At 72.7% G+C, this 26,212-nt stretch carries 18 protein-coding genes; 11 read left to right on the top strand and 7 right to left on the bottom strand.

The features are described 5' to 3' along the window. Window positions 1-53: 53 nt before the first annotated feature. The 3 genes from OG299_RS16610 to OG299_RS16600 form a co-directional block, all read right to left on the bottom strand. A complete protein-coding gene (locus OG299_RS16610) occupies window positions 54-743 on the bottom strand; it encodes an ester cyclase (RefSeq protein ID WP_327361888.1) in 690 nt (229 codons plus the stop codon). A 105-nt stretch (window positions 744-848) separates the two neighbouring features. Continuing rightward, entirely contained in the window at window positions 849-1,622 is a 774-nt protein-coding gene (locus tag OG299_RS16605) for an SDR family NAD(P)-dependent oxidoreductase (protein WP_327361887.1), read from the bottom strand. A gap of 115 nt (window positions 1,623-1,737) precedes the next feature. After that, window positions 1,738-2,496 (bottom strand): MOSC domain-containing protein, encoded by a 759-nt coding sequence (locus OG299_RS16600; RefSeq protein ID WP_327364539.1) that lies wholly within the window; start codon window positions 2,494-2,496, stop codon window positions 1,738-1,740. Between the two features lie 107 nt (window positions 2,497-2,603). Here OG299_RS16600 and OG299_RS16595 point away from each other — a divergent pair, with 107 nt between their 5' ends. Further along, window positions 2,604-3,503: a LysR family transcriptional regulator gene (locus OG299_RS16595; protein ID WP_266626380.1), complete on the top strand. Its 900-nt coding sequence runs from the start codon at window positions 2,604-2,606 to the stop codon at window positions 3,501-3,503. 104 nt (window positions 3,504-3,607) lie between these two features. On the opposite strand, the gene OG299_RS16590 is transcribed toward OG299_RS16595, so the two are convergent. Beyond that, window positions 3,608-3,934, bottom strand: a complete 327-nt coding sequence (locus tag OG299_RS16590; protein WP_053786417.1) for a WhiB family transcriptional regulator — start codon at window positions 3,932-3,934, stop codon at window positions 3,608-3,610. 379 nt (window positions 3,935-4,313) lie between these two features. On the opposite strand from OG299_RS16590, the gene OG299_RS16585 reads away from it, so the two are divergent. The 4 genes from OG299_RS16585 (at window position 4,314) to OG299_RS16570 (ending at window position 8,929) form a co-directional block, all read left to right on the top strand. After that, entirely contained in the window at window positions 4,314-4,925 is a 612-nt protein-coding gene (locus tag OG299_RS16585; RefSeq protein WP_003948568.1) for a response regulator transcription factor, read from the top strand. 433 nt (window positions 4,926-5,358) lie between these two features. Further along, complete coding sequence (locus OG299_RS16580; RefSeq protein ID WP_266626378.1) at window positions 5,359-5,988, top strand: sigma-70 family RNA polymerase sigma factor; 630 nt, start codon at window positions 5,359-5,361, stop codon at window positions 5,986-5,988. Between the two features lie 165 nt (window positions 5,989-6,153). Further along, window positions 6,154-7,668: an IMP dehydrogenase gene (gene guaB, locus OG299_RS16575; protein ID WP_266626376.1), complete on the top strand. Its 1,515-nt coding sequence runs from the start codon at window positions 6,154-6,156 to the stop codon at window positions 7,666-7,668. Window positions 7,669-7,804: 136 nt separating this feature from the next. Next, the gene (locus OG299_RS16570; RefSeq protein ID WP_266626374.1) at window positions 7,805-8,929 is read left to right on the top strand and encodes a GuaB3 family IMP dehydrogenase-related protein; all 1,125 of its coding nucleotides are present in this window, start codon (window positions 7,805-7,807) and stop codon (window positions 8,927-8,929) included. Window positions 8,930-8,995: 66 nt separating this feature from the next. Here the strand turns inward: OG299_RS16570 and OG299_RS16565 are convergent, their stop codons facing one another. The 3 genes from OG299_RS16565 to OG299_RS16555 all read right to left on the bottom strand — a co-directional run bounded on the left by OG299_RS16565 (window position 8,996) and on the right by OG299_RS16555 (window position 13,032). Then, window positions 8,996-10,711, bottom strand: coding sequence for a M16 family metallopeptidase (locus OG299_RS16565; RefSeq protein ID WP_327361886.1), 1,716 nt, complete (start codon window positions 10,709-10,711; stop codon window positions 8,996-8,998). Between the two features lie 10 nt (window positions 10,712-10,721). After that, entirely contained in the window at window positions 10,722-11,690 is a 969-nt protein-coding gene (locus OG299_RS16560; protein ID WP_327361885.1) for a hypothetical protein, read from the bottom strand. 112 nt (window positions 11,691-11,802) lie between these two features. Next, a complete protein-coding gene (locus OG299_RS16555) occupies window positions 11,803-13,032 on the bottom strand; it encodes a nucleotide sugar dehydrogenase (protein ID WP_266626368.1) in 1,230 nt (409 codons plus the stop codon). A 262-nt stretch (window positions 13,033-13,294) separates the two neighbouring features. On the opposite strand from OG299_RS16555, the gene OG299_RS16550 reads away from it, so the two are divergent. The 6 genes from OG299_RS16550 (at window position 13,295) to OG299_RS16525 (ending at window position 26,128) form a co-directional block, all read left to right on the top strand. Then, the gene (locus tag OG299_RS16550) at window positions 13,295-15,001 is read left to right on the top strand and encodes a glycerol-3-phosphate dehydrogenase/oxidase (RefSeq protein ID WP_327361884.1); all 1,707 of its coding nucleotides are present in this window, start codon (window positions 13,295-13,297) and stop codon (window positions 14,999-15,001) included. 176 nt (window positions 15,002-15,177) lie between these two features. Then, window positions 15,178-17,610, top strand: a complete 2,433-nt coding sequence (locus OG299_RS16545) for a serine/threonine-protein kinase (protein ID WP_327361883.1) — start codon at window positions 15,178-15,180, stop codon at window positions 17,608-17,610. A gap of 257 nt (window positions 17,611-17,867) precedes the next feature. Continuing rightward, a complete protein-coding gene (locus tag OG299_RS16540; RefSeq protein ID WP_327361882.1) occupies window positions 17,868-20,747 on the top strand; it encodes a serine/threonine kinase C-terminal domain-containing protein in 2,880 nt (959 codons plus the stop codon). 124 nt (window positions 20,748-20,871) lie between these two features. Continuing rightward, on the top strand, window positions 20,872-22,545 hold the full coding sequence (locus OG299_RS16535) for a serine/threonine-protein kinase (RefSeq protein ID WP_327361881.1): 1,674 nt from the start codon (window positions 20,872-20,874) through the stop codon (window positions 22,543-22,545). Window positions 22,546-22,673: 128 nt separating this feature from the next. After that, window positions 22,674-24,302: a succinic semialdehyde dehydrogenase gene (locus OG299_RS16530; protein WP_266626358.1), complete on the top strand. Its 1,629-nt coding sequence runs from the start codon at window positions 22,674-22,676 to the stop codon at window positions 24,300-24,302. A gap of 2 nt (window positions 24,303-24,304) precedes the next feature. Further along, entirely contained in the window at window positions 24,305-26,128 is a 1,824-nt protein-coding gene (locus OG299_RS16525) for a GMC oxidoreductase (protein WP_406512577.1), read from the top strand. The last annotated feature ends 84 nt before the right edge of the window (window positions 26,129-26,212 follow it).

The following is a 26,212-nucleotide window of genomic DNA, read 5'->3' as shown; positions in this document are numbered from 1 at the left end:
AACGCGGTGGTGACCGGGGCCTTTTCCGTGGGCGGGGCGTGCGAGAGGGGCGACTACATCGCGCCGAGTTCCTTCATCAGGCGCATGGCGTCGTAGTGCCACCAGCCTTCCTTGATCTTTCCGCCCTCGCAGCGGAAGACCGTCGTGCCGGTCATCGTGCAGGTCTTGCCGGTCGGGGCGATCCCCATGAACTCGCCCTTGTGCTCGCCGGTCCAGGTCCACAGGGTGGTGATGTAGTCCTCCTGCGCCATCTGGGCGTCCCGCGTGAAGGTGAAGTCGAAGGCGCTGCGCCACATCTGCACGTCCTCGCGCATGCCCTCGGGGCCCATCTGGTCCTTGGAGTTGCCGATGTCGTGGTCGCGGTAGTCCGACGCGAAGATCTCGTCGGCGGTGGACATGTCGCCCTTCATCGCGAGCTCGTCGAACATCCGGTTCGCGAGCAGCGTGTTGAGGTGCTCGTCGCGGATGACGTCCAGGTTGGTGAACCGGGGCATCCCGTCGCAGAGGGCCACCATCTCCTGGAACATCTTGTCCGTCTCCGCGAGATGAGAGTTCTTCATGGCGTCTTCGTACGACGGGAATTCGACGACGTCGACGAAGTGCGTGTCGGATTCGCGGTCCCTGCCCACCATGGTGTGGGACACGGTGCGCTTGCCCTGCGTCTGCGCCAGGTACCGGTCGAAGACCTCGTTGACGGCCTCGGGCCTGCTGGTCTCGTAATCGACTATTTGTACGAATGTCATGGCGTCTCCCGGGCTGGATCGGACACGTCCAGTTTAGGGAGATTTCACCCGGTCGGCCGGTTTTCGGGACCGGCCTACCCGTAGGTCACTTGGCGGTCACTCGGACTACTGGGGGCCGTACTTGCGGCCCGTACGCGAGGACACCCCGCCCAGCAGCCCGCGCGGCGTCAGCTTCACCACGCCCATCAGCGCCTTGTACCGCGGATCCGGGATCGAGACCGTCTTGCCGCGCGCCAGGTCGTCCAGGGCCGCGGCCACCAGTTTGTCCGCGTCCAGCCACATCCAGTTGGGGATGTTGTCGGTGCCCATGCCGGCGCGCTCGTGGAACTCCGTCCGTACGAAGCCGGGGCACAGCGCCATCAGCCGTACGCCGGATCCCGCCAGGTCCTTCGCCGCGCCCTGGGTGAACTGCACGACCCAGGCCTTGCTCGCCCCGTACGTGCCGCGCGGCAGGAAGGCCGCCACCGAGGCCACGTTGACGACGCCGCCGCGGCCGCGCGAGCGCATCGATGCGGTGGCCGCCGAGGTCAGCCGCAGGACGGCCTCGATGTGCACCTTCAGCATGGTCAGCTCGTCGGCCATGGAGACCTCGAGGTAGCGGCCCTTGTTGCCGAAGCCCGCGTTGTTGACCAGCAGGTCCACCGGGTGCGTACGGTCGCCGAGGCGCTGCTCGACCGCCGCGATGCCCTCGTCGGTGGACAGGTCGGCGGTCAGCACCTCGGCCTCGATGCCGTGCCGGTCGTGCAGCTCGGTGGCCTGCTCGCCGAGCCGCTTCGTGTCGCGGGCCACCAGTACGAGGTTGTGGCCCTGGGCGGCGAGCCGCCGGGCGAATGCGGCGCCGATGCCCGCCGTGGATCCCGTAATCAACGCAGTCGTCATAGGCGCAACCTAGCCGTCCTGGGTGACAGCTCAAGGGGAGCCCGCCGGGCGGTACCCCTTCGTGACGGTTCCTGCCGCCCGCCGTCGCTTCCCGCTGCGGAACCGCTACTTCCGGCTACATTCGCCCTGCTCGCGAGCCACTTGCGGGTCGCTCCCGCGTCGCTCCCGCATCGCTCCCGCGTCGCGCGCCGGGCTGCTTTCCGTACTGCGTCCCGTACTTCTCCATGTGCGCGCGGACCGTGTCGTGCGCCTGCGGCTCCATCGCCCCGCCCGCCGCCAGCGTGCGCGGGAGCAGCGACCGGTCCGTGGTGAAGGCCCGGAACCAGAGCTCCACCGTCACGTCGTGGTCCGGACGGTGGACGACCTCGATGGCGTCGCCGGGGGCGACCGTGCCCTCCTGGATCACGCGCAGGTACGCACCCGGCCGCGCGGCCTGCGTGTACCGCTTGACCCAGGCCGTCTCGTCGAGGGCGCCCTGGAAGGTCCGGCACGGGATGCGGGCCGAAGCCACCTCGAGGACGAGGCCCGCGCCGATCCGCCAGCGCTCCCCGAGCAGCGCTCCGGTCACGTCGATGCCGCGGGTGGTGAGGTTCTCGCCGAAGCGCCCGGCGGGCAGCTCGCGGTCCAGCTCGCCCTCCCACCAGTCCAGGTCCTCGCGCGCGTAGGCGTAGACGGCCTGGTGGTCCCCGCCGTGGTGGCGCAGGTCGCAGACGGCGTCGCCCTCGAGGCCGCTGCCGCCGGTGCCCTTGGGCCCGGGGGCGGACACCCGGACCGGGCCGGGGGCGGGGCGCTTGCCGATGCCGGTGACTCCGGCCGCCGCGTCGGTGTAGTCGACGGCCGTCGCGCGGCCGAGGTTCACGGAGAGGACGCGCAGGGGGGCAAGGGGGGTGGTGGAGTCCATGGGAACCACGGTAGACCAGCTTCCTCAAAGGGGCGCGGGAGTATTCGCGCCGCGCTCAAAGCTGGGCTTATGCTCGGAGGATGATCGAGGCACGTCATCTCCGGGTGCTGCGCGCCGTGGCCGGCACCGGGTCCTTCTCCGCCGCCGCCCGCGAGCTCGGGTGCACCCAGCCCGCCGTCTCCCAGCAGATGAAGGCGCTGGAACAGTCGGCCGGCACCCCGCTGCTCATCCGGGCCGGCCGCGAGATGCGGCTGACCCAGGCCGGTACGGCCCTGGTGCGGCACGCCGCCGGGATCCTCGCCGGGCTGACCGCCGCCGAGGAGGAGGTCGCGGCGATCGCGGGGCTGCGCGCGGGCCGGGTCCGGCTCGTGTCCTTCCCCAGCGGGAGCTCCACGCTGGTGCCGACCGCGCTGGCCGCGATGCGCGCCGAGCATCCCGGTACGCGGATCTCGCTGGTCGAGGCGGAGCCGCCGCGGTCGGTGGAGATGCTCCGCGAGGGCGACTGCGACCTGGCACTGGCCTTCCGGTACGGCGGGGCCGCCGGATCGGCGGCCGAGTGGGAGGACCTCGTGGTGCGGCCGCTGCTGACGGACCGGCTCGTCGGGCTGGTGCCGGACGGGCACCGGCTGGCCGGGGCGGAGCGGGTGGGCATGGCGGAACTCGCCGACGAGCCCTGGATCGCGGGCTGTCCGCGCTGCCGCCGCCACCTGGTGGAGGTGTGCGAGGCGGTGGGCTTCACCCCGCGCATCGACTTCGCGACCGACGACTACCCGGCCGTGGTCGGCCTGGTCGGCGCCGGACTGGGCGTCGCGGTGCTGCCGGAGCTCGCGGTGGAGTCCGTACGGGCCAAGGGCGTGAGCACGGTGGCCGTGGAACCCGCCGTGGAGCGGGAGGTCGTGGCGCTGACCCTGCCCGACCTGGCGCGGGTGCCTGCCGTGGCGGCGACCCTGGCCGAACTGGAGCGGGCCGCCACGCGCTGACCGTGACCGTACGGCGGTACGGCGATACGGCCGAACGCGTGGCGTTCCGGTCCGCGTACGGGTCGAAGAAACGTTCCTTCGTACGTTTCGGCGAAACTTGTGGATCAGTGCGGGGGGATGGGGCCGATCGTGCTCGACGCGGGGATCAGGCGATGGCGTGCGCGCCCCATGAGCTCTTCGCGTTCGTCTTCGGTGAGCCCGCCCCACACCCCGTAGGGCTCGCGGACGGCCAGTGCGTGCGCGGCGCATTCCGAGCGCACCGGGCATCTCATGCAGACCTCTTTAGCCGAGGCCTCGCGCGCGCTCCTCGCCGCGCCCCGCTCGCCTTCCGGGTGGAAGAAGAGGGAGCTGTCGACCCCTCGGCAGGCGGCCAGCAGCTGCCAGTCCCAGAGGTCGGCGTTCGGTCCGGGGAGGCGGGAGAAATCTGCCATGGGTAGTCCTCTTGGTGCCGGTACTGAGACGGATACGGTCCAAGTCTCCACACCTACTGTCGGAGTAGATGTAAATATGACTCATTGGGAATCTAGCCTCAGACACGTGCCAAACGGAAGAAAAGCCGCCAAATAGGGCATAGCTCCAGATGGAGGACGCGCGGAGAGTGGCACCCGCGTCGTGATCGCTTCCTCACGTAGAGTGCCGAAGGTGTCCGTCCGACCCGTAACTCTTTCGAGTGACCATCGTTGAGAGTGCGAAGGCGGTTGAACCAAGAAGTTCCCGGACAGGTGTCCGAGGGCATCGACCGCACAGGTGACGATACGTACCAGCCTGGAGGCTCAAGGTGACGCGCATCAGCAGCTGCGGAGGGCGGTCATGACTTCCGTCCTCGTCTGCGACGACTCCCCGCTTGCCCGAGAGGCGCTCCGTCGCGCGGTTGCCACCGTGCCCGGCGTCGAGCGTGTGACGACGGCTGCCAACGGCGAGGAAGTCCTCCGCCGCTGGGGTGCCGACCGCTCCGACCTGATTCTGATGGATGTACGGATGCCCGGGCTCGGCGGTGTGGAGACGGTGCGCCGGCTGCTCTCGGCCGATCCGGGCGCCCGGATCATCATGCTGACGGTCGCCGAGGACCTGGACGGCGTGGCCCTCGCGGTCGCCGCCGGCGCCCGGGGCTATCTGCACAAGGACGCCTCGCGCGCCGAACTGCGGGCCACGGTCACCCAGGCACTCGCCGACCCGACCTGGCGACTGGCCCCGCGCCGGCTCCGCTCGGCCGAGATGGGCGCCGCGCCCACGCTCACCGCGCGCGAGATCCAGGTCCTGGAGGGCATGAGCCACGGCCGGTCCAACGCGGAGATCGGGCGCGAGCTCTTCCTCTCCGAGGACACGGTCAAGACGCACGCCCGCCGGCTCTTCAAGAAGCTGGGCGCCTCGGACCGGGCGCACGCCGTGGCGCTCGGGTTCCGCTGGGGCCTGGTCCGCTGACCGCGAGCCCGCAGGCCGGACGCTGAGAGCAGTCCCGTCCGCCACCGGCGGGCGGGGCGGCGCGCCGCGTACCGCCGATCGGGGGCGTGCCCGCCGATCGGCCCGACCCGCGGCCGGTCTCGTCCGGTCCGGTCCTGTCCGGTCCCGTGTCCCGTACGGTCCGTCCGGAGGGCCGTCCCGCCTGTTTCCGTCCCGTCGCACCCGGTGCGCACCCGGGTATCGGCGGGGCACAATCCGGGGGACGTGTCGCTTCGCGCGCGATGCCGCATGCTTGAGGTGTGGCGCATTTTCTGGGATGGGGCCTCGGGGACTACTCGGTCGAGCGGGAGGGGAGGGCGCAGTGATGGGTTCAGGCGCACCCGCTCATAACGCTTCGACGCACAACACGGGCCGTGGCGGCGCGAATGCTCCGGCGCCAAGGCACCATGGATTGATGCGCGACGACGAGGTCCCGGGGTCACCCGCGGCCACAGGCTCCACCGGCGCCGCCAAGGGCGGCAGCGTCGGGGCTGTCAGCGCGCTCGTACGCCGTGCGGTGGAGGGTGACGAGCAGGCGACGCACGACCTGCTCGCCTTCGTGCACCCGCTGGCCATCCGCTACTGCCGGGCCCGGCTCTCGCGCCTTCCCGGCGATGCCCGCCACTTCGTGGAGGACCTGGCGCAGGAGGTGTGCGTCGCCGTCCTGATGGCGCTCCCGCGGTACCGGGACACCGGCCGCCCCTTCGAGGCCTTCGTCTTCGCCATCGCCGCGCACAAGGTCGCCGACCTGCAGCGGGCCGCCATGCGGCACCCGGGCAGCACGGCCGTGCCCTCCGACGAGATGCCCGAGCGGCCGGACGACTCGCTGGGCCCGGAGGAGCGGGCGCTGCTGAGCAGCGACGCCGCCTGGGCCAAGAAACTGCTGGCCAACCTTCCGGAGAACCAGCGCGAGCTCCTCGTACTGCGGGTGGCGGTCGGGCTGACGGCCGAGGAGACCGGGCAGATGCTCGGGATGTCCCCGGGTGCGGTGCGGGTGGCCCAGCACCGTGCGCTCAGCCGGCTGCGCGCACTCGCCGAGCAGTAGGCGGGCGACCGCCGGACGGCGGCCGAATCCTGTCGACGGTCGATACGTCGTCGATCAATAGGAGGAAGCCACGAAACTTGGGCTTGACCCCGCTCGTGGAATGAGACGCGTCGCGATCCCGTTAGCATGGAGATCCGCGCTGAGCAAGACCATTGGGAAGGTGTCATGACTGTGAACGGCAGTGACGCGTCTGGAGCGCCCGACAAATTCGCCACACTCGGCCTCACGTATGACGACGTCCTGCTGCTGCCGGGCGCGTCCGACATGGCGCCGGACGAGATCGACACCTCTTCCCTGATCTCCCGGAACGTGCGCGTCAACGTTCCGCTGCTGTCCGCCGCCATGGACAAGGTCACCGAGGCCCGCATGGCCATCGCGATGGCCCGTCAGGGCGGCGTCGGCGTACTGCACCGCAACCTGTCGATCGCCGACCAGGCGAACCAGGTGGACCTGGTCAAGCGCTCCGAGTCCGGCATGGTCACCGACCCGATCACGGTGCACCCGGACGCGACGCTGCGCGAGGCCGACGAGCTCTGCGCGAAGTTCCGCATCTCCGGTGTCCCGGTCACCGACCCGGCGGGCAAGCTGCTCGGCATCGTCACCAACCGCGACATGGCCTTCGAGTCGGACCGCAGCCGCCAGGTGCGCGAGGTCATGACCCCGATGCCGCTGGTCACGGGCAAGGTCGGCATCTCCGGCGTCGACGCCATGGAGCTGCTGCGCCGCCACAAGATCGAGAAGCTTCCGCTGGTCGACGAGGCGGGCATCCTCAAGGGCCTCATCACGGTCAAGGACTTCGTCAAGGCCGAGAAGTACCCGAACGCCGCCAAGGACAAGGGCGGCCGCCTCCTGGTCGGCGCCGCGGTCGGCGTCGCCGGCGACGCGTACGAGCGCGCCCAGGCCCTGATCGAGGCGGGCGCCGACTTCATCGTCGTCGACACCGCCCACGGCCACTCCCGCCTGGTCGGCGACATGGTCTCCAAGATCAAGTCGAACTCCTCGGTCGACGTCATCGGCGGCAACATCGCCACCCGTGACGGCGCCCAGGCGCTGATCGACGCCGGCTGCGACGGCATCAAGGTCGGCGTCGGCCCCGGCTCCATCTGCACCACCCGCGTCGTCGCCGGCATCGGCGTCCCGCAGGTCACCGCCATCTACGAGGCCTCGCTCGCCGCCAAGGCGGCCGGTGTCCCGGTCATCGGCGACGGCGGCCTGCAGTACTCCGGCGACATCGCCAAGGCGCTCGTCGCCGGCGCCGACACGGTGATGCTCGGCTCGCTGCTCGCGGGCTGCGAGGAGTCCCCGGGCGAGCTGCTCTTCATCAACGGCAAGCAGTTCAAGTCGTACCGCGGCATGGGCTCGCTCGGCGCGATGCAGTCCCGCGGCGACCAGCGCTCCTTCTCCAAGGACCGCTACTTCCAGGAGGGCGTGGGCGGCGACGACAAGCTCATCCCCGAGGGCATCGAGGGCCAGGTCCCGTACCGCGGCCCGCTCTCCGCGGTCGTGCACCAGCTCGTCGGCGGCCTGCGCCAGTCGATGTTCTACGTCGGCGGCCGTACGGTGCCGGAGCTGCAGGACCGCGGCCGCTTCGTCCGCATCACCTCGGCGGGCCTCAAGGAGAGCCACCCGCACGACATCCAGATGACGGTCGAGGCACCGAACTACAGCCGCAAGGGCTGAACCGACAGCGCATGAAGGGGGCGGGTCCATCCGGACCCGCCCCCTTCGCCGTGCGTCCGTACAGCGGTCACCGGAACGCGGGGCGCCGGGGTTCGGGGATACTGGACGGGCAGACCCAGAGGAAAGGCCACCACACGTGACTGAGATCGAGATCGGGCGCGGCAAGCGCGGCCGCAGGGCGTACGCGTTCGACGACATCGCCATCGTCCCGAGCCGGCGTACGCGGGACCCGAAGGAGGTCTCGATCGCCTGGCAGATCGACGCCTACCGCTTCGAGCTCCCCTTCCTCGCAGCCCCCATGGACTCGGTCGTCTCCCCGCAGACCGCCATCCGCATCGGCGAGCTCGGCGGCCTCGGCGTGCTGAACCTCGAAGGCCTGTGGACCCGGTACGAGGACCCGCAGCCGCTGCTCGACGAGATCACGGAGCTGGACGAGGAGTCCGCCACCCGTCGTCTCCAGGAGATCTACTCCGCCCCGATCCAGGCGGACCTGATCCGGCAGCGCATCAAGGAGGTCCGCGACTCCGGTGTCGTCACCGCCGCCGCGCTCTCCCCGCAGCGCACCGCCGAGTTCTCCAAGGCCGTCGTCGACGCAGGCGTGGACATCTTCGTGATCCGCGGTACCACCGTGTCGGCGGAGCACGTCTCCGGCGCCGCCGAGCCGCTGAACCTCAAGCAGTTCATCTACGAGCTCGACGTCCCGGTCATCGTCGGCGGCTGCGCCACGTACACCGCGGCCCTGCACCTGATGCGCACCGGCGCCGCGGGCGTCCTGGTCGGCTTCGGCGGCGGCGCCGCGCACACCACGCGCAACGTGCTCGGCATCCAGGTCCCGATGGCCACCGCCGTCGCGGACGTGGCCGCGGCCCGCCGCGACTACATGGACGAGTCCGGCGGCCGCTACGTGCACGTCATCGCCGACGGCGGCGTGGGCTGGTCCGGCGACATCCCGAAGGCCGTCGCCTGCGGCGCCGACGCCGTGATGATGGGCTCCCCGCTGGCCCGTGCCACCGACGCGCCCGGCAAGGGCCACCACTGGGGCATGGAGGCCGTCCACGAGGACGTGCCGCGCGGCAAGAAGGTCGACCTGGGCACGGTCGGCACCACCGAGGAGATCCTCACCGGCCCGTCGCACATCTCGGACGGCTCGATGAACATCTTCGGTGCGCTGCGCCGCTCGATGGCCACCACCGGCTACAGCGAGCTCAAGGAGTTCCAGCGGGTCGAGGTCACGGTCGCGGACTCGCAGCACCGCCGCTGACCCCCGCGCACGCACGCGAAGGGCCGGCTCCCCGCAGGGGGAGCCGGCCCTTCGGCGTTCCGCCGGTCAGTTCTTGCCCTTGAGCCGGCGATCCAGGCAGACGCCCCACGGGATCAGGAAGACGCCCGCGAACATCAGCCACATGAGCAGGTCCTGCGCGGTGTCCTGGGGTATCCGGTCGTGATCGTCACCCAGGGCGAGGCCCAGCAGGAGCGCCGACCCCCCGATGAGCAGCCCGGGCACACCGAGCACCCACAGCAGCACGGTGAACCAGACGGAGCGTGCGGCGGGCGCGGGCGCCGGTCCGGGTCCGGCCGGCCGCGGGATCCGCGACGGGTGGCGGGGCGGCATCGCGACCACCGCCGAGGGCGGGACGGCCGCGTCGATCACCGCCAGTTCGGCAGGGGTGATCCGGTGGTGGAGGGTCGGCTCGACGGTGACGGTGAAGCCGTCGTGGCCGACCAGGTGGCGGGCGCCGTCCGGGTAGACCTGCATCAGGGAGCACGCGGCGTACCGGACGGTGACCCGCTGGCCCGGCGAGACCCGGCTGACGCCGTCGTCCGCCAGGCGCAGGAAGACGGCCGGGTCCGCCACTGCCGGGTGGTGGGTGCCGCTGACGATGTCCGGGGAGTCGGTGGGCGCGGCCGCCAGCCCCGCCCAGTCCACGCCCCGGCCCGGCACCTGCACCAGGGCGTCGTCCCACACGGCGCGGGCGACCCGGTGGAGGTCGGCGACGGTGACCGCCTCGATCTCGGCCTTCGCCTCGGCGACGGTGAGGTTGCGGTGGCCCAGCAGCAGGTTCATGGCATGCCCGGGGAGCAGGCGGCCGGAGAGCTCCGGAGTGTCGAACTGCGCCAGCGCGGATGCTCGTACGGAGTCCAGGTCGGCCTGTTCGATCCGGCCGGCCCGGAGCTTCGCGAAGACGTCGACGAAGGCGCCGACCAGGGCGTCCTGCTTCTGCGGGAGGGCGTCGGCGTACGCGGTGACGGTCGCGGAGTCGGCGTCGCGCGGGGAGTAGTCGCCGATCGCGGTGTACGAGTAGCCGCCCTTCTGGCGCAGCTCGCGGAACAGCTCCTTGCCCAGGACCTCGGCGAACAGGTCCGCTTCGGTGGAACGGGGCACGACCGCGGTCAGGACGACGCCGGGATCGTCGCCCGGGAAGTAGGCGGGGGTGGCGGGCAGCGCGGAAGTGGCCGCGGGGGCCGGGTGCCACTCGCCCCGCGGGAGCGTGAGGTCGAGGCCCTCGGGGACGCTGTCGCCGGTGATCCACAGGACGGCGTTCTCGGCGGTGAACCGGGTCTGCGCCCAGGCGCGGACGTCGTCCGCGGTCAGGCGGTACAGGCCCGTCTCGGCGTAGCCGGTGAGTCCGTACGAGCGGGAGCCGTAGCGCCACAGGGTGGCGGCGTGGGCCGGGCCGTGGCCCTTGCCGGCGGCCTCGGTGCGCAGGATCCCCTTCTCGGTCTCCAGCCGGTCCGTCGGGAGGTCGCGCAGCGCCGCGCACACGCCGTTGAGGTACTCGACCACGTCGGCGGGAGTGCCGGTGGCGTGGAAGTGGGTGTACGCGGCGGCGGTGGCGCCGTTGTGGTGCAGGTCGCCGAGGCCGTGCCGGTGCAGGGCCAGGTGCTCGACCAGATGGGTGATGCCGCTGGTGGCGAGGGTTTCGTCGGCGCGTCCGACGCGGAAGAGGAGCCCGGCGGTGAGGAGCCCCGAGCGGGGGGCGAGGACGGTGCGGATGCCGTCCACGGTGGTCGTGGTGATGCCGTCGGTCTCGGTCGTCTCCATGGTGTCCCCCTCAGCCCTTGGCCAGGGCGGTCTTGCGGTGGCGGGTGAACTCGGCCTCGTGGTCGGAGCCGCCGATGTAGCCCCACGGGAACTCGCTCGCGCGGTCGCCGAGGGCGCGGAAGTGCGCAGCCGCCTCGGCGTGCCGGCCGGCGGCGCAGTGTGCGGCGGCGAAGGCGCTGTGCGCGCCGACGAGCTGGTACGCCCCGGCGCGGGCCGCGGGGTGCAGGACCGACCGCGCGGCGGCGTCGAGGAGGGCCTGACGGGTGTCCGCGCCGCGCAGATACGTTTCTGCAGCCCGGTCGCCCGCCCGCTCCCGCAGCTCCAGGTACTGCTCCATCTGTGCGATCGCGACCAGGGCGCCGTTCGGGCTCCCGGGCGGCGCGGTCTTCGCGCACTCCTCGGCGAAGCCGTGGGCGGACTCCCACGTTCCGCCCCACTTGGGGCAGAGCTGCTGGAGCAGCTGCTGCTGGCCGGGGTAGTGGTGCGGGTGGTGCTCGGCGAGCCGGTCGTAGCGGCGGCGGGTCTCGCCCGGGCCGAGTTCGAGGCCGCGCGAGGTGATGACGCGCAGGTACCAGGCGAGCGCGTACTGCGGGTGCTCGGCGCAGACGTCGATGAGCAGCACCTCCGCGCGCCGCAGGTGGGCGTGGAACTCGTCGAACTGCTGCCGCGTCACGTGCTGGGCGCGGTACCCGGACCGGATGGCCCAGCCCGCCTGGATCAGCCGGTCGGCGAGGAGGGACCGGGCCAGCGGGCCTGGCGGATCACGGTCCACGGCCTGCCGCAGGAACCCGTCGTAGTCGGGGATCTCGGCGACGACCCGGCAGGCGAGGGCGCGGTCGTCCTCGTCGGGGTGCGCCTCGAAGGCGGCGGACACGGCGTCCCAGTCGTGGCGCAGGACGGCGTCGCGCAGGGCGCCGAGGGCGGGGACGCGGTCGGCGGGCTCGAAGACGGGCCGACCGGGCGGGGGGTGAGCAGGCACGCGCGGATCATATGGCCGCCGGACGGGCCGTCAACAGGGATTTCTGTCGAACGTGCCTGCTCAGAGCTGCCCTTGGGGCAGTCGCCGGTCTTCTTGGCGGGTCGCGGCGTGGTCAGAGCCGGTGCGCCGCGCCCGCCGGGCTGGCGCCGCGGGTGTCCAGCAGCAACTGCGCCTTCACCGCCAGACCTTGGAGGTCGTACGTGCGGTGGTGCTGGAGCAGGATCGTCAGATCGGCGTTCGCGGCGGCCTCGTACAGCGATTCGGCGCGGGGGACGGGCTGGTCCCTGACGCGCCATCCGGCGATGTACGGGTCGTGGTAGCTGATCAGCGCGCCGAGGTCGAGCAGGCGGCTGGCGATCTCGCGGGCCGGCGAGCCCTCCTGGTCGCCCAGGTCGGGCTTGTACGTGACGCCGAGCAGCAGGACCCGGGCCCCGCGGGCCGATTTCCCGTGCTCGTTCAGCAGGGTGGCGGAACGCTGGATGACGTACTGGGGCATCCGGCTGTTGATCTCCTGCGCCAGCCCGACCATGCGCAGGGGGTGGCCCGGGGTGCGGGTGGTGTGCGGGAGGTAGTTGGGGTCGAGGGCCACGCTGTGGCCGCCGACTCCCGGGCCGGGCCGGAAGGCCTGGAACCCGTACGGCTTGGTCTCGGCGCAGCGGATGACGTCCCACAGGTCGACGCCGAGGTCGTGGCAGAGCACCGCCATCTCGTTCATGAGGGCGATGTTGACGTGCCGGTAGTTGGTCTCCAGCAGCTGTACGGTCTCGGCCTCGCGCAGGCCGCGCGCTCGGACCACCTTCTCGGTGAGCCGGGCGTAGAAGGCGTGCGCGGACTCGGTGCAGGCGGGGGTGAGGCCGCCGATCACCTTGGGGGTGTTGGCCACTCCGTGGGTGCGGTTGCCCGGGTCGAGGCGGCTGGGGGAGTAGGCCAGGTGGAAGTCCCGGCCGGCGCGCAGTCCGGAGCCGGCCTCGAGGATCGGGCGCAGGTACTCCTCGGTGACGCCCGGGTGGGCGGCGGACTCGAGGATGACGGTCGTGTGCGGGCGCAGCCGGGCGGCGAGGGTGCGGCCCGCCTCGCCGACGGCGGAGAGGTCGAGCGCGCGGTCGGCGCCGAGCTGGGTGGGGGCGCAGATGACGGCGGTGCGGACCCTGCCGAGTTCGGCGGGGTTGGTGGTGACCCGGAAGCCGGCGGCCGACATGCGGCGGACCTCGGCGGCGGTGAGGGTGGAGTCCGTGACCGGACCGCTGTCGTAGCCGACCGTCTCGATTCCGGCGGCGACGGCCGCCTGGGCCAGCGGGAGGCCGAGGTGGCCGAGTCCGATGACGGCGAGATCTGCGGGCATGGGGTGCCGTCCCTTCCCTGGCATGCATGAGGGGGCTGGGTGCGCAAGCCCTGTGGACCGTGCGGGTCCAGGTGCGGAGCTGGCGCGATGTCAGACTAGGCGTATATATGACCGATGTGTCGTATTACGGGGTGATGGTCGCCGTTGTGTTGTCCACAGGCGGTGGCTGATGTGGGTGTGGCGGGTCAGAATCAAGGGCGGGGGATGTGAGCGGGATCACCCGCACCGAGCGGGGAACACCCGCACCGAACGGGAGGCAGCCGTGAGGACAGCGACACTGGGGCCGGTCCAGCGCGAAGAGGCGCTCGCCCGGATGGCCGAGCGGGAACTGGACGTGCTGGTGGTGGGCGCGGGCGTGGTGGGCGCCGGCACCGCCCTCGACGCCGCGACCAGAGGCCTCTCGACGGGGCTGGTGGAGGCCCGGGACTGGGCGTCCGGCACCTCCAGCCGGTCGAGCAAGCTGATCCACGGCGGTCTGCGGTACCTGGAGATGCTGGACTTCGGCCTCGTACGGGAGGCCCTGAAGGAGCGCGGGCTGCTGCTGGAGCGGCTGGCCCCGCACCTGGTGAAGCCCGTACCGTTCCTGTACCCGCTGCAGCACAAGGGCTGGGAGCGGTTCTACGCCGGATCGGGCGTCGCGCTGTACGACGCGATGTCGGTGTCCAGCGGGCACGGGCGGGGGCTGCCGGTGCACCGGCACCTGTCGCGCAGGCGCGCGCTGCGGGTCGCGCCGGCGCTGCGCAAGGACGCGCTGGTGGGGGCCCTGCAGTACTACGACGCCCAGATGGACGATGCGCGGTACGTGGCCACGCTGGTGCGGACGGCCGCGGCGTACGGGGCGCAGTGCGCCAACCGGGCGAGGGTGGTCGGCTTCCTGCGGGAGGGCGAGCGGGTCGTCGGGGCGCGGGTGCAGGACGTGGAGGGCGGCGGCGAGTACGAGATCCGCGCGCGGCAGATCGTGAACGCGACGGGGGTGTGGACGGACGACACGCAGGCGCTGATCGGGGAGCGGGGGCAGTTCCACGTCCGGGCGTCGAAGGGCATCCACCTGGTCGTCCCCAAGGACCGGATCCACTCCTCGACGGGCCTGATCCTGCGGACGGAGAAGTCCGTGCTCTTCGTGATCCCGTGGGGGCGGAGCTGGATCGTGGGGACGACGGACACGGACTGGGACCTGGACAAGGCCCATCCGGCGGCGTCCAGCGCGGACATCGACTACCTGCTGGAGCACGTGAACTCGGTGCTGGCGGTGCCGCTGACGCGGGACGACGTGCAGGGGGTGTACGCGGGCCTGCGGCCGCTGCTGGCCGGGGAGTCGGACGCGACGAGCAAGCTCTCGCGCGAGCACACGGTGGCGCATCCCGTGCCGGGGCTGGTGGTGGTCGCGGGCGGCAAGTACACGACGTACCGGGTCATGGCGAAGGACGCGGTCGACGAGGCGGTGCACGGGCTGGACCAGCGGGTCGCGGAGTGCGTGACGGAGGACGTCCCGCTGGTGGGGGCGGAGGGGTACCGGGCGCTGTGGAACGGGCGGGCCCGGATGGCGGCCCGGACGGGCCTCCATGTGGTGCGGGTGGAGCACCTGTTGAACCGGTACGGCTCGATGACGGACGAACTGCTGGACCTGATCGCGGCGGACCCCGGGCTGGGGCAGCCGCTGGGCGGGGCGGACGACTACCTGCGGGCGGAGGTGGTGTACGCGGCCTCGCACGAGGGGGCGCGGCACCTGGACGACGTGCTGACGCGGCGGACGCGGATCTCGATCGAGACGTTCGACCGGGGGGCGCGGTCGGCGAGGGAGTGCGCGGAGCTGATGGCTCCGGTCCTGGGGTGGGACAAGCAGCAGATCGAGAAGGAAGTGGAACACTACGAGAAGCGGGTACAGGCGGAACGGGAATCGCAACGTCAGCCGGACGACCAGACGGCGGATGCGGCGCGGTTGGGGGCTCCCGACATCGTTCCGTTGTAACTCCGGGATGCGGAGGGGGGAACCGCGGACCCGGGGCGCCCGTCCGTTGCGGAGTGAGGAACAATGAGGGTTCTGCCGGGGCGGGTTACCGCACGGGTTCTCCCGGTCCGGGCCACCGGGGACCCCGGAGGCTGCCGGAGCAGCCGGAGCAGGCGGCACGATCGCAGAGGGGACGCATGTCGAAGCCGGAGCACACCGAGTCGCCCGCCGAGTCGCCTGCGGCGAAGCAGGACCGGGCGAAGCCTGTGTCGGCGGAGCCGGAGTCGCCTACGGCGAACCAGGACGGCCCCCCGACCCCTGCCACGCCGCCTGCGGCGAAGCCTGACCTGGGCAAGCCTGCTGCGGTGTCTGCCGAGTCGGCGGAGCCGGAGGACAAGAAGCCCGCTGCGGCGAAGCCTGACCTGGGCAAGCCTGCGGCTGCCGCCGGGTCGGTGAAGGCTGCCGCCGAGGCCGGGAAGTCGGCCCCGGGCGGGGCCGAGGGCGCGAAGGCTGCCGACGCGCCTGCGGTGAAGGCCGACCTGAGCAAGCCCGCCGAGTCGGCGAAGGCGGCGGGCGCGGTGGCCGAGCCCGAGGACAGGAAGCCTGCCGCGGCGAAGCCCGTGGCCGCGGGGAATTCCGTCGTCGAGAAGGCCGATGCCGTCGCGGCCGCCGTCAAGGCGGCTGCCGCCAAGGCCGCCGAGGCCGCGGGAGCCGAGGGGCGGCTGCTCGCGCGGCGCTACCGGCTGCGCGAAGTCCTCGGCAAGGGCGGCATGGGCACCGTCTGGCGCGCCGAGGACGAGACCCTCGGCCGGACGGTCGCCGTCAAGGAACTCCGCTTCAGCACCGGCGTCGACGAGGACGAGAAGCGCCGCCTCATCACCCGCACCCTGCGCGAAGCCAAGGCGATTGCCCGGATCCGCAGCGGCGGCGCCGTCACCGTCTTCGACGTCGTCGACGAGGACGGCCGCCCGTGGATCGTCATGGAGCTCATCGAGGGCCCCTCGCTCGCCGAGTTCATCCGTGAACAGGGCCCCCTGACACCCCATCGCGCCGCCGAGGTCGGCCTCGCCGTGCTCGACGTGCTCCGCGCCGCGCACGGCCAGGGCATCCTGCACCGGGACGTGAAGCCGTCCAACGTGCTCATCGCCCGCACCGGCCGCGTCGTGCTGACCGACTTCGGCATCGCCCAGGTCGAGGGCGACCCCTCCGTCACCTCCACCGGCATGCTCGTCGGCGCCCCCTCGTACATCTCCCCCGAGCGCGCCCGCGGCCAGAAGCCCGGCCCGCCCGCCGACATGTGGTCCCTCGGCGGACTGCTCTACGCCGCCGTCGAGGGCGTGCCCCCGTACGACAAGGGGTCCGCGCTCGCCACCCTCACCGCCGTGATGACCGAGCCGGTGGATCCGCCCAAGAACGCGGGTCCGCTGACCGAGGTCATCTACGGCCTGCTCGCCAAGGACCCGGCCCACCGGCTCGACGAAGCCCGCACCCGGGCGATGCTCACCGCCGTCGTCAACGCGCCGGAGCCGGCCCCCGCACCGGTCCTCGCCCCGGCCGTCGAGGAGACCCGGCAGATCTCGCTGGCCGACGCCAAGGAGGCCGCGGCCAAGGCCACCGCCGAAAAGGCCGCCGAGAAGGCGGAGAAGAAGGAGCGCGAGCGGCTCGAGCGCGAGCAGCGCGAACGGGCCCGCGCTGCGCTGAAGGCGACCCGCAAGGCCGCGGCAGCCGCTGCGGCGACGACGGCGGCCTCGGCGGCCGAGCCCCCGGCGACGGGCAAGCGCTCGCCGGTCGCTGCGCCCCTCACCGACGTCATGTCCCGCCGTACCATCGCCCTCGCGATAGCGGGCGTGGTCGTCGCGCTCGCCGTCATCGGGTCCCTGATCGCGTACGCGTTCAGCGGTGACGATTCGTCCGGCAAGAAGGAAGAGGGCAAGGGCGGTCCGGGTCCGACGGCTTCCGGCACGCCGAACCCCGGCGCGTCCGCCAAGACCGGCGAGACCAACGCCACCGCAGGCAAGGGCGGCACCGCCGGCACCGGCACCGGCACGGGCGGCACCGAGCCCAGCCAGGGGCAGTCCCCGGGCGGGCAGCAGGGCCAGGGGCAGAGCCAGAGTCAGGGCCAGGGGCAGAGCCAGGGTCAGGGCGCCTCACCGGGCGGTCCCGGAGGCGGACTCCCCGAGGGCTACGCCAAGGTGACGGACCCCGGGTTCCACTTCTCCATGGTGATGCCGTCGGGCTTCAAGGTGTTCGGCATAGCCGGTGAGAACTCCGGCGCGATATACAGCCGCGACGGCGGCTTCCCGCGCATCCAGGTCGACTACACCGCCAGCCCCGGCAACGACGCCCGCGCCGCGTGGGCGGAAGCCGTCGCGGGAACGGCGAGCTCCAGCACGAACTACCGGACGATCCGGATCGACGCGACCGAGTACAACGGCTACCCGACCGTCGCCGACTGGGAGTTCGAGCGGGAGCAGAAGGGCATCAAGGTCCGGGTGCTCAACCGCGGTTTCAAGGTGGACGCGAAGCACGGCTACGCGATCATGATCAGCTGCGCGGCGGACCAGTGGGACGGCCCGGAGTGCACCACGATGCGCAACACGGCGTTCGCGACCTTCCAGCCTCTCGGCTAGGCCGTCTCTTCCGGATCTCGCTCCCCCAGCTACCGCTGGGAGGTGCCCCCAGACCCGCGCCGCCCGGCACCGTGCCTCTCCGCCTTGCGATGCACGGCACCGGACGACGCGGGCTTGACCGGCAAGATCCGAAAGAGACGACCTAGCAGCCCCTCGCCGACGAGCCTTCCCAGGCCCGGGACGCGGGCGCCCTGCGCGACGTATCGTGGCAGCGGGGCCATGGGACACGTGCGCCCCCAGCACTCGGGGGAGGCGAGGTGGAGGACTACGCGGGCCGGATCCTGGCCGACCGCTACCGTCTGCCGCTGCCGCCGTCGGACGAGTACGAACTGGTCGAGACCCGCGCCTTCGACACGCGCAGCGGGCAGGAAGTCCTGGTACGGCAGGTGCCGTTGCCGGAGCTCGTGGACGCCGAGCTGCTGGACGGGGACGCGGCGGCCGGGGCCGGGGCGCGGGCCCCGATGGCGCCCGGCCGCCGGGCGGCGGGGGATCTCCCGGCCGTGCGCAGGGCGATTGCCGCTGCGCAGGCGGCCGCGTCCGTGCCGGACCATCCGCGGCTGGACCAGGTCTTCGACGTGTTCGCCGAAGGCGGGTCGCTGTGGATAGTGAGCGAGTTGGTGCCGGCGCGTCCGCTGGCCGCGCTCATCGCCGATGAGCCGCTGAGCCCGTACCGGGCGGCGGAGGTCGCTGCGGACGTGCTGACTGCGCTGCGGGTGCTGCACGCGCATGGCTGGACGCACCGGAACATCACGGTCCGGACCGTGTTGATATGCGAGGACGGGAGGGTCGTGCTGACGGGGCTGGCGGCGGGCGCCGCCGAGGACGCCCTGTGCGGCTACGACCCGGTCCCGCCGAACCCCGGCGGATCCGACGGCTGGGCCCCGCCCGCCGCGACGCCGGCGCCCGCCCCGCCCCGGGGCTGGGCCAAGCCGCCCACGGCCTCCCCGAACCCCCCGGCCCAGGCCCGGAGTACACCGCCCCCGGCGCCGTCGGAGCCGGGTACGGACGCCTTAGCCGCCGGCCCGGGCCGGGCCGCGGCGCCGAACCCCGGCGGGGAGCAGGGCCGGGGGACGCCGCCGGGTGCGGGGCTCGCCGTACGGGGGTCCCGGGGCGGGGACCCGGACGGGTCGGCGGGCGGGGGCGGGCGGGATGCCGGTCCGGGCGCGGGCGGTTACGCGCCCCTCGTGGCGCCCGGGTACGACACCGGACCGCGGTACTCCGACCACATCACCCCCGGGGCGACCGAGGAGCGGCCCGACCTCAAGGCGGCCGCGCGCGCCGGGGCCATCGCCGCCTACCGGGCGGGGGCACAGGCCGCCGCCGCGCGGGTCACCGAGCAGCGCAGGGGCGGATCCGAGCCCGCGCCGGAGCCGAGGCCGCAGGGGTCGAACCTCCCGCAGGGGTACTCGTATCCGTACGGCGGCCCGGAGACCGGTACGGGCGCGCCGTGGCACGGGGCCACCCCGCGCCGGCAGGCCGCCCTTCCGCCCGTCGAGCAGCCCGAGCCGGAGCCCGGGCCCGAGTCGGCGCCCGAGCCCGAGCCGCAGCCCGAGCCTGAGTCGCCGCCCGAGCCCGAGCCGCAGCCCGACCCGGCACCGCCCCGTCCCGCGCTGCCCGCCCAACTCGCCCTGCCCCAGGGCTACCACCAGGCCGACCCCCCGCCCCCGGCCTCGCCGCAGGGCGCCGGGGGCCCGAACATGGCCTCGTACCTGCCCCCGGGCGAGCCCGACCCCGTTCGGCAGAACGGTTCCCAGGGCCCGGACACGGGCTCGTACGTGCTCCCGAGCCGGTCGGGCCGGCCGGCGGATCAGCCCGGCGAGGCCCCGCGGCAGGGGGCCGGAGGCCCGTATTCGGCCCCGTACGTGCTTCCCGGTGAGCCGGAGGCCGGCTCGTATCCGCACCCCGGCCGGTCGGCGGGCGGCGGGCTTCCGCCCGGCCACGGCGGGGGTTGGGGCGGCGGGGGGATTCGCAGTGGCCTGGATGCCGAGCGGGCGCGGCAGACGCGGATGGCCGTCGTCGGGGCCGTCACCGAGCGGTGGGCCCCCGAGCAGGCCGGGTCCGTCTCGGGGCCCTGGCAGCTGGCCGCCCCCGTCGGGCCCGCCACCGACCTCTGGGCGCTCGGCGCGCTGCTGTACCGCGCCGTCCAGGGCCACGCCCCGTACCCCGAGGACAGCGTCACCGAGCTCGTCGAGATGGTCTGCGCCGAGTCCCCCGCCTTCGCCGAGGAGTGCGGCCCGCTGCGCCCGGTCGTGGAGTCGCTGCTGCGCCAGGACCCCACCGAGCGCCCCGACTTCGAGGAGCTCCGCGGCTGGCTGCGCTCGCTCGTACGGTCCGCCCCCGAGCCGGACGGCGGCCTCGGCGCGCTCCCGATGCCGGAGCCGGATCCCGCGCGGCTGCCCGTCGTACGCCGGCGGGGCGACCTGCACGGCCGGCACCGCAATCCCGCCCCCTCCCGGGGGCCGCGCTCCCTCGGGCGGATCCTGCTGGTCGGCATCCTCGCCCTGCTCGCCGGGGCCGTGGCCTACGCCATGCTCTTCCTGCCCGGGGGCGGGGAGAGGGACCGGCGGGATGCCGACGACAAGACCCCGGTGGCGCAGCAGTCCCCGTCGCCGTCCCCCTCCGCTGCGCCCTCGGCGAAGCAAGGCCAGACGCCCCAGACCCCCCAGACCGCAGCCCCCGCCCCCGCGCCGCCCGGCTACACCACCCAGCAGGACCCGGAGCACTTCGAGATCGCCGTCCCGGCCGGCTGGGAGCGGCGCGGCATGAACGAGGCCGGGCAGGTCCGCTACACCGACGGGGAGTACGTCCTGACGGTCGTCCCCGGCCGGGACAAGGTCGACGGCAATCCGGACCCGGCGACGTACCAGAAGGACAAGGAGCCGGAGCTGGCCCCGTACCGGTCCTCCACCTGGGCCAGCGGGGGCGACGTCAAGACCACGAAGGTCGGCAACCAGCTGCGGGTCACCGGCCGGTACACCTGGATCGACGGCAACGGCCGCAGTGTCGTTGCCCGGAATTTCGTCGTGGCGCTCGGCGGCAGCTACCACGTCGTCATGGTCGCCGGTCCGCAGGACGGAGAGGGCAAGGTCACCGAGGTCTTCGAAAAGGCCACGGGGAGTTATAAATCGGGTGGCTGAGGCCGACTGACGGTGACTCAGTACGGCGATTGCGTCACAGTGCGGCCGGAACCGCGCCTTCACGGTTCCGGCAGCCCCGAGGGCTCCGTAATCTGGCCCGAAGTGCACAGAGTGGCGGGGTTTCGTGGAACAGCAGACAGGTGCGGGCGCGGTGCTCGCTGGCCGGTACCGGCTCGTGGAGCCCATCGGCAGCGGCGGCATGGGCAAGGTGTGGCGCGCGCATGACGAGCTGCTGCACAGGACCGTCGCCGTCAAGGAACTGACGGCGGGTCTGTACGTCGCCCAGGCCGACCGGGAGGTCCTGCACGCCCGGACGCAGAAGGAGGCCCGGGCCGCGGCCCGGATCCAGCACCCGGCGGTCGTCGTCGTCCACGACGTGCTGGAGCACGACGACCGGCCGTGGATCGTCATGGAGTACATCGACGGCCCCTCCCTCGCGGACGCGGCCAAGGCGGCCGGCCGGATCGAGCCCAACGAGGCGGCCCGGATCGGGCTGCACGTACTGGGTGCGCTGCGCGCCGCGCACGCGGTCGGCGTCCTGCACCGGGACGTGAAGCCCGGCAACGTGCTGCTCGCCAAGGACGGGCGGGTCCTGCTCACGGACTTCGGGATCGCCGCGATCGAGGGCGACTCCTCCATCACGCGGACCGGAGAGATCGTCGGCTCCATCGACTACCTGGCCCCGGAGCGGGTCACCGGCGGCACCCCCGGTACGGCCTCCGACCTGTGGTCGCTGGGCGCGACCCTGTACACGGCCGTCGAGGCCCGTTCGCCCTTCCGCCGCACCTCGCCCATCTCCAGCCTGCAGGCCGTGGTCAACGACGAGCCGCCGGCGCTGCGGCAGTCGGGGGCCCTGGGGCCGGTCATCACCGCCCTGCTGCGCAAGGATCCGGCCGAGCGGCCCTCGGCCCAGGAGACCGAGCGGATGCTGATCGAGGCGATGGAGGGCCGGGAGCCGAAGGCGGCGCACGCGTACGTGCCCACCCGCGCGGTGACTCCGGAGGAACTCACCGACGCCCAGGAGCCCGACAGCGGCACCGGAGCCGGCACCGGAGCCGGCACAGGTACCGGCACCGCGACCGAGCCCGTCCCGCCCGCCGGCCCGGCGCCCGATCAGGCGCGCACGGCGGCCCTGCCCGAACAGGCCGGACCCGCGCCCGCAGCGGGGAGCCCGGCCACGGGCCGGATCAAGCGGGCCGCGGCCGTCGCCCTGGTGGCGGCGTTGGTCGGCGGCGGCGCCGTGTTCGGCGTGCTGAGGTTCACCGGCGACACGGAGGCGGGCGGCGGCTCCGACAAGAACGCGAGCGCCCCCGACCAGCAGGACGGCGACGGCGAGGACGCCCCTCCGGCGGGCTTCAGCGAGGTCACCGACCCGACGGGCTTCACGCTGTTCGTGCCGGACGGCTGGAAGCGCCAGATGAACGGCGACCAGATCGACTACACCCCGGACAACGGAAAGCACTTCATCCGGATCGCCGCCGACCCCACGCCGGACTACGAGAACCCGTACGCGCACCTGCTCGACCTGGAGAAGCAGGTGCAGAAGCGGACGGACTACAAGAAGCAGAAGCTGAACCAGAACACCTTCCGGGACAGCACCCGGGCCGCGCTGTGGGACTTCGCGTGGACCGAAAAGGTGAGCTTCCCGGGCCCGCGTCGCGCCATCGAACAGATGTACATCGCTCCGGACGGCACCGAGTACGCGATCTACATGTCGAGTCCCATCGCCGACTGGGACACCATCCGCCAGCAGTTCGACGTCGTCCTCAGCGGCTGGGAGCCGCCCAAGAAGGGCTGAGCCCGGGCGGTCGCGGGAGGGTCATCCGGTCATCATCCGGTCACCGCGCCAGCAATCGCTGGCGGAAATGGCAAAATCCGGTTACCGACGGGTACCCAAAGCTGCGCAGGCGGAATACGCTCACCGCCATGACGGACTCGCAGGCCCCGGCCCCCCTCCGCAGCGCACCGCAGCCCACCAACCCGGTCGCCCCCGCCCCGGCCGGTGCCCGTACCGCCGCCGACGTGGTGACCCCCGACCTGGTCACCCGGCTCACCCGCGGAGTGATCGGTTCCGGCCGGACCGCCAACCACACCCCGTTCACCGGGGCCAAGCTGGCGGACCTGCCCGAGGCCACCCCCGAGGACGTGGCCGAGGCCTTCGACCGGGCCCGCGCCGCCCAGAGCGCCTGGGCCGCGGTCCCCGTACGCAAGCGGGCCGCCGTACTGCTGCGCTTCCACGACCTGGTCCTGGCCCGCCAGGCCGAGGTGCTCGACCTCATCCAGCTGGAGACCGGCAAGGCGCGCCTGCACGCCCACGAGGAGGTGCAGGCCGTCGCCATCGCCGCCCGGCACTACGGCCGCAAGGCCCCCGCGTACCTGCGCCCCAAGGGCCACACGGGCGCCATGCCGACCCTCACCAAGGTCACCGAGCTGCGCCAGCCGCGCGGGGTCGTCGGTCAGATCGCCCCCTGGAACTACCCCCTCGAACTGTCCGTCGGCGACGCGCTGCCCGCGTTCGTCTCCGGCAACGCCGTCGTCATGAAGCCCGACACCGAGACCGCGCTCACCGCGCTGTGGGCCCGTGACCTGCTGATCGAGGCCGGACTGCCCGCCGAGGTCTTCCAGATCGTCCTCGGGGACGGGCCCGTCGTCGGCCCCGAGGTGGTCCGCCACGCCGACTACGTCTCCTTCACCGGCTCCACCCGCACCGGCCGCGAGGTCGCCCAGGGCGCGGCCGCCCGCCTCGTCGGGGTCTCGCTCGAGCTCGGCGGCAAGAACGCCATGCTCGTGCTGCACGACGCCGACATCGAGAAGGCCGCCGCGGGCGCCGTCCGGGCCTGCTTCTCCTCCGCCGGCCAGCTCTGCATCTCCATCGAGCGGCTGTACGTCCACGCCTCGATCGCCGACGCGTTCGTCGAGCGCTTCGGCGCCCGTACGAAGGCCATGCGGCTCGGCGCCTCCCTCGCGTACGGCGCGGACATGGGCTCGCTGGTCGGCGAGCGCCAGCTGGAGACCGTGCAGCGGCACGTCGACGAGGCCGTCGCCAAGGGCGCCACCCTCGTCGCGGGCGGCACCGCCCGCCCCGACATCGGCCCGCTCTTCTACGAGCCCACCATCCTCGACGGCGTCGAGGCGCCGATGGCGGTCTGCGGCGAGGAGACGTTCGGCCCGGTCGTCTCGATCTACCGGTTCACCGACGAGGACGAGGCGGTCGCGCAGGCCAACTCCACCGCGTACGGGCTCAACTCCAGCGTCTGGACCAAGGACGCCCGCCGCGGCCACGCCGTCGCCGCCCGCCTGCGCACGGGCACGGTCAACATCAACGAGGGCTACGCCCCCGCCTACGGCAGCGCCCAGGCGCCCATGGGCGGCATGAAGGACTCCGGCCTCGGCCGCCGCCACGGATCCGAGGGCATCCTCAAGTACACCGAGGCCCAGACCGTCGCCCACCAGCGGCTGCTCCCGATGGCGCCCTCACTGGGCATGGACGACGAGAAGTACGCGGCGTTCATGACCCGCAGCCTCAAGGTCATGAAGGCTCTCCGTCTGCGCTAGGCATGCCAGGACCCAACCGGGAGGCACAAGCAGTGTCGTACGACCACGATTACGACTACGACGTCATCGTCATCGGATCGGGCTTCGGAGGGTCGGTCTCGGCGCTGCGGCTGACCGAGAAGGGCTACCGGGTCGGCGTCCTGGAGGCGGGACGCCGGTTCACCCGCGAGAGCCTGCCCCGCAACAGCTGGGACCTGCGGAACTACCTGTGGGCCCCGGCCCTCGGGCTGTACGGGATCCAGCGGATCCATCTGCTCGGCAACGTGATGGTGCTCGCGGGCGCCGGGGTGGGCGGCGGCTCGCTCAACTACGCCAACACCCTGTACGTGCCGCCGACCGCCTTCTTCGAGGACCGGCAGTGGGCGTCCATCACCGACTGGCGCGAGGAACTCGCCCCGTACTACGACCAGGCCAAGCGGATGCTGGGCGTACGCCTCAACCCGACGCTGACCCCCTCCGACGTCCACCTGAAGGCCGCCGCCGAGAAGATGGGCGTCGGGGACTCCTTCCACATGGCCCCGGTCGGCGTCTTCTTCGGCGACGGCGCGGACGCGGAGGGCGGCTCCGAGGCCCGCCCCGGCCAGGAGGTCCCCGATCCCTACTTCGGCGGCGCCGGCCCCGCCCGCAAGGCCTGCACCGAATGCGGTGAGTGCATGACCGGCTGCCGGCACGGCGCGAAGAACACCCTGAACGAGAACTACCTGCACCTCGCCGAGCGCGCCGGCGCCGTCATCCACCCGATGACCACCGTCACCGCGCTCGCCGAGCACCCCGACGGCGGCCACCGGATCCGCACCGTCCCCACCGACGCCCGCCGCCGGGGTATCGCCAAGGAGCTGCGCGCCCGGTACGTGGTCGTGGCGGCGGGCACGTACGGCACCCAGACCCTGCTGCACACCATGAAGGACAACGGGCTGCTCCCGCGGATCTCGGACCGGCTCGGCGAGCTGACCCGGACCAACTCGGAGGGCCTGGTCGGCGCGCAGACCGACGACCGCCGCTACCGCCGCCGGCGCGGCGCGGGCCCCGGCGAGGAGCAGCGCGCGGACTTCACCCGGGGCGTGGCGATCACCTCGTCCGTGCACCCCGACGCCGACACCCACATCGAGCCCGTCCGCTACGGCAAGGGCTCCAACGCCATGGGGTTCATGACCGTCCTGCAGGTGCCGTTCAGCAGGCACCGGGTCCGGGCCTGGTTCGCCCGGACCGCGAAGCACCCGGTGCAGCTGGCGCGCTCGCTGTCCAACCGGCGCTGGTCGGAGCGGACGATCATCGGGCTGGTCATGCAGTCGCTGGACAACTCGCTGACGACGTACCGCAAGCCCGGCGGCCTCGGGAAGGGCCTGCTCACCGCCCGCCAGGGGCACGGTGCGCCGAACCCGGTGCAGATCAAGGAGGCCACCGAGGCGGCCACCCTGCTGGCCGAGGAGATCAACGGTTTCCCGGGCAGCAACATCGGCGAGCTGATGGGCACCCCGCTGACGGCGCACTTCCTCGGCGGCTGCCCGATCGGCGCCAGTGCCGAGGAGGGCGTGGTGGACCCGTACCACCGGCTGTACGGGCACCCGGGCATCTCGGTGGTGGACGGCTCGGCGGTCTCGGCGAACCTCGGGGTCAACCCGTCGCTGACGATCACGGCGCAGGCGGAGCGGGCGATGTCGTACTGGCCGAACCACGGCGAGCAGGACCCGCGGCCGGAGCAGGGCGGGGCCTACACCCGGCTGGCGGCGGTGGAACCGGCCCGTCCGGCGGTCCCGGAGGAGGCGTTCGGCGCGTTGCGGCTGCCTTTGCTGCTGCCGGTGCCGGAGGTTCCGAAGAAGGCGTGACACGTGTAGCGGCGGCAGGGTCTGCGCTCCCCCTCCGAGCGCAGAACCCGCCGCCGCGTACATAAGTGACAGGTGATCAGTCCG

Source organism: Streptomyces sp. NBC_01296, assembly GCF_035984415.1.
In the GTDB taxonomy this organism is placed as follows: domain Bacteria; phylum Actinomycetota; class Actinomycetes; order Streptomycetales; family Streptomycetaceae; genus Streptomyces.
This window is presented reverse-complemented; position numbering and strand designations above follow the sequence as displayed.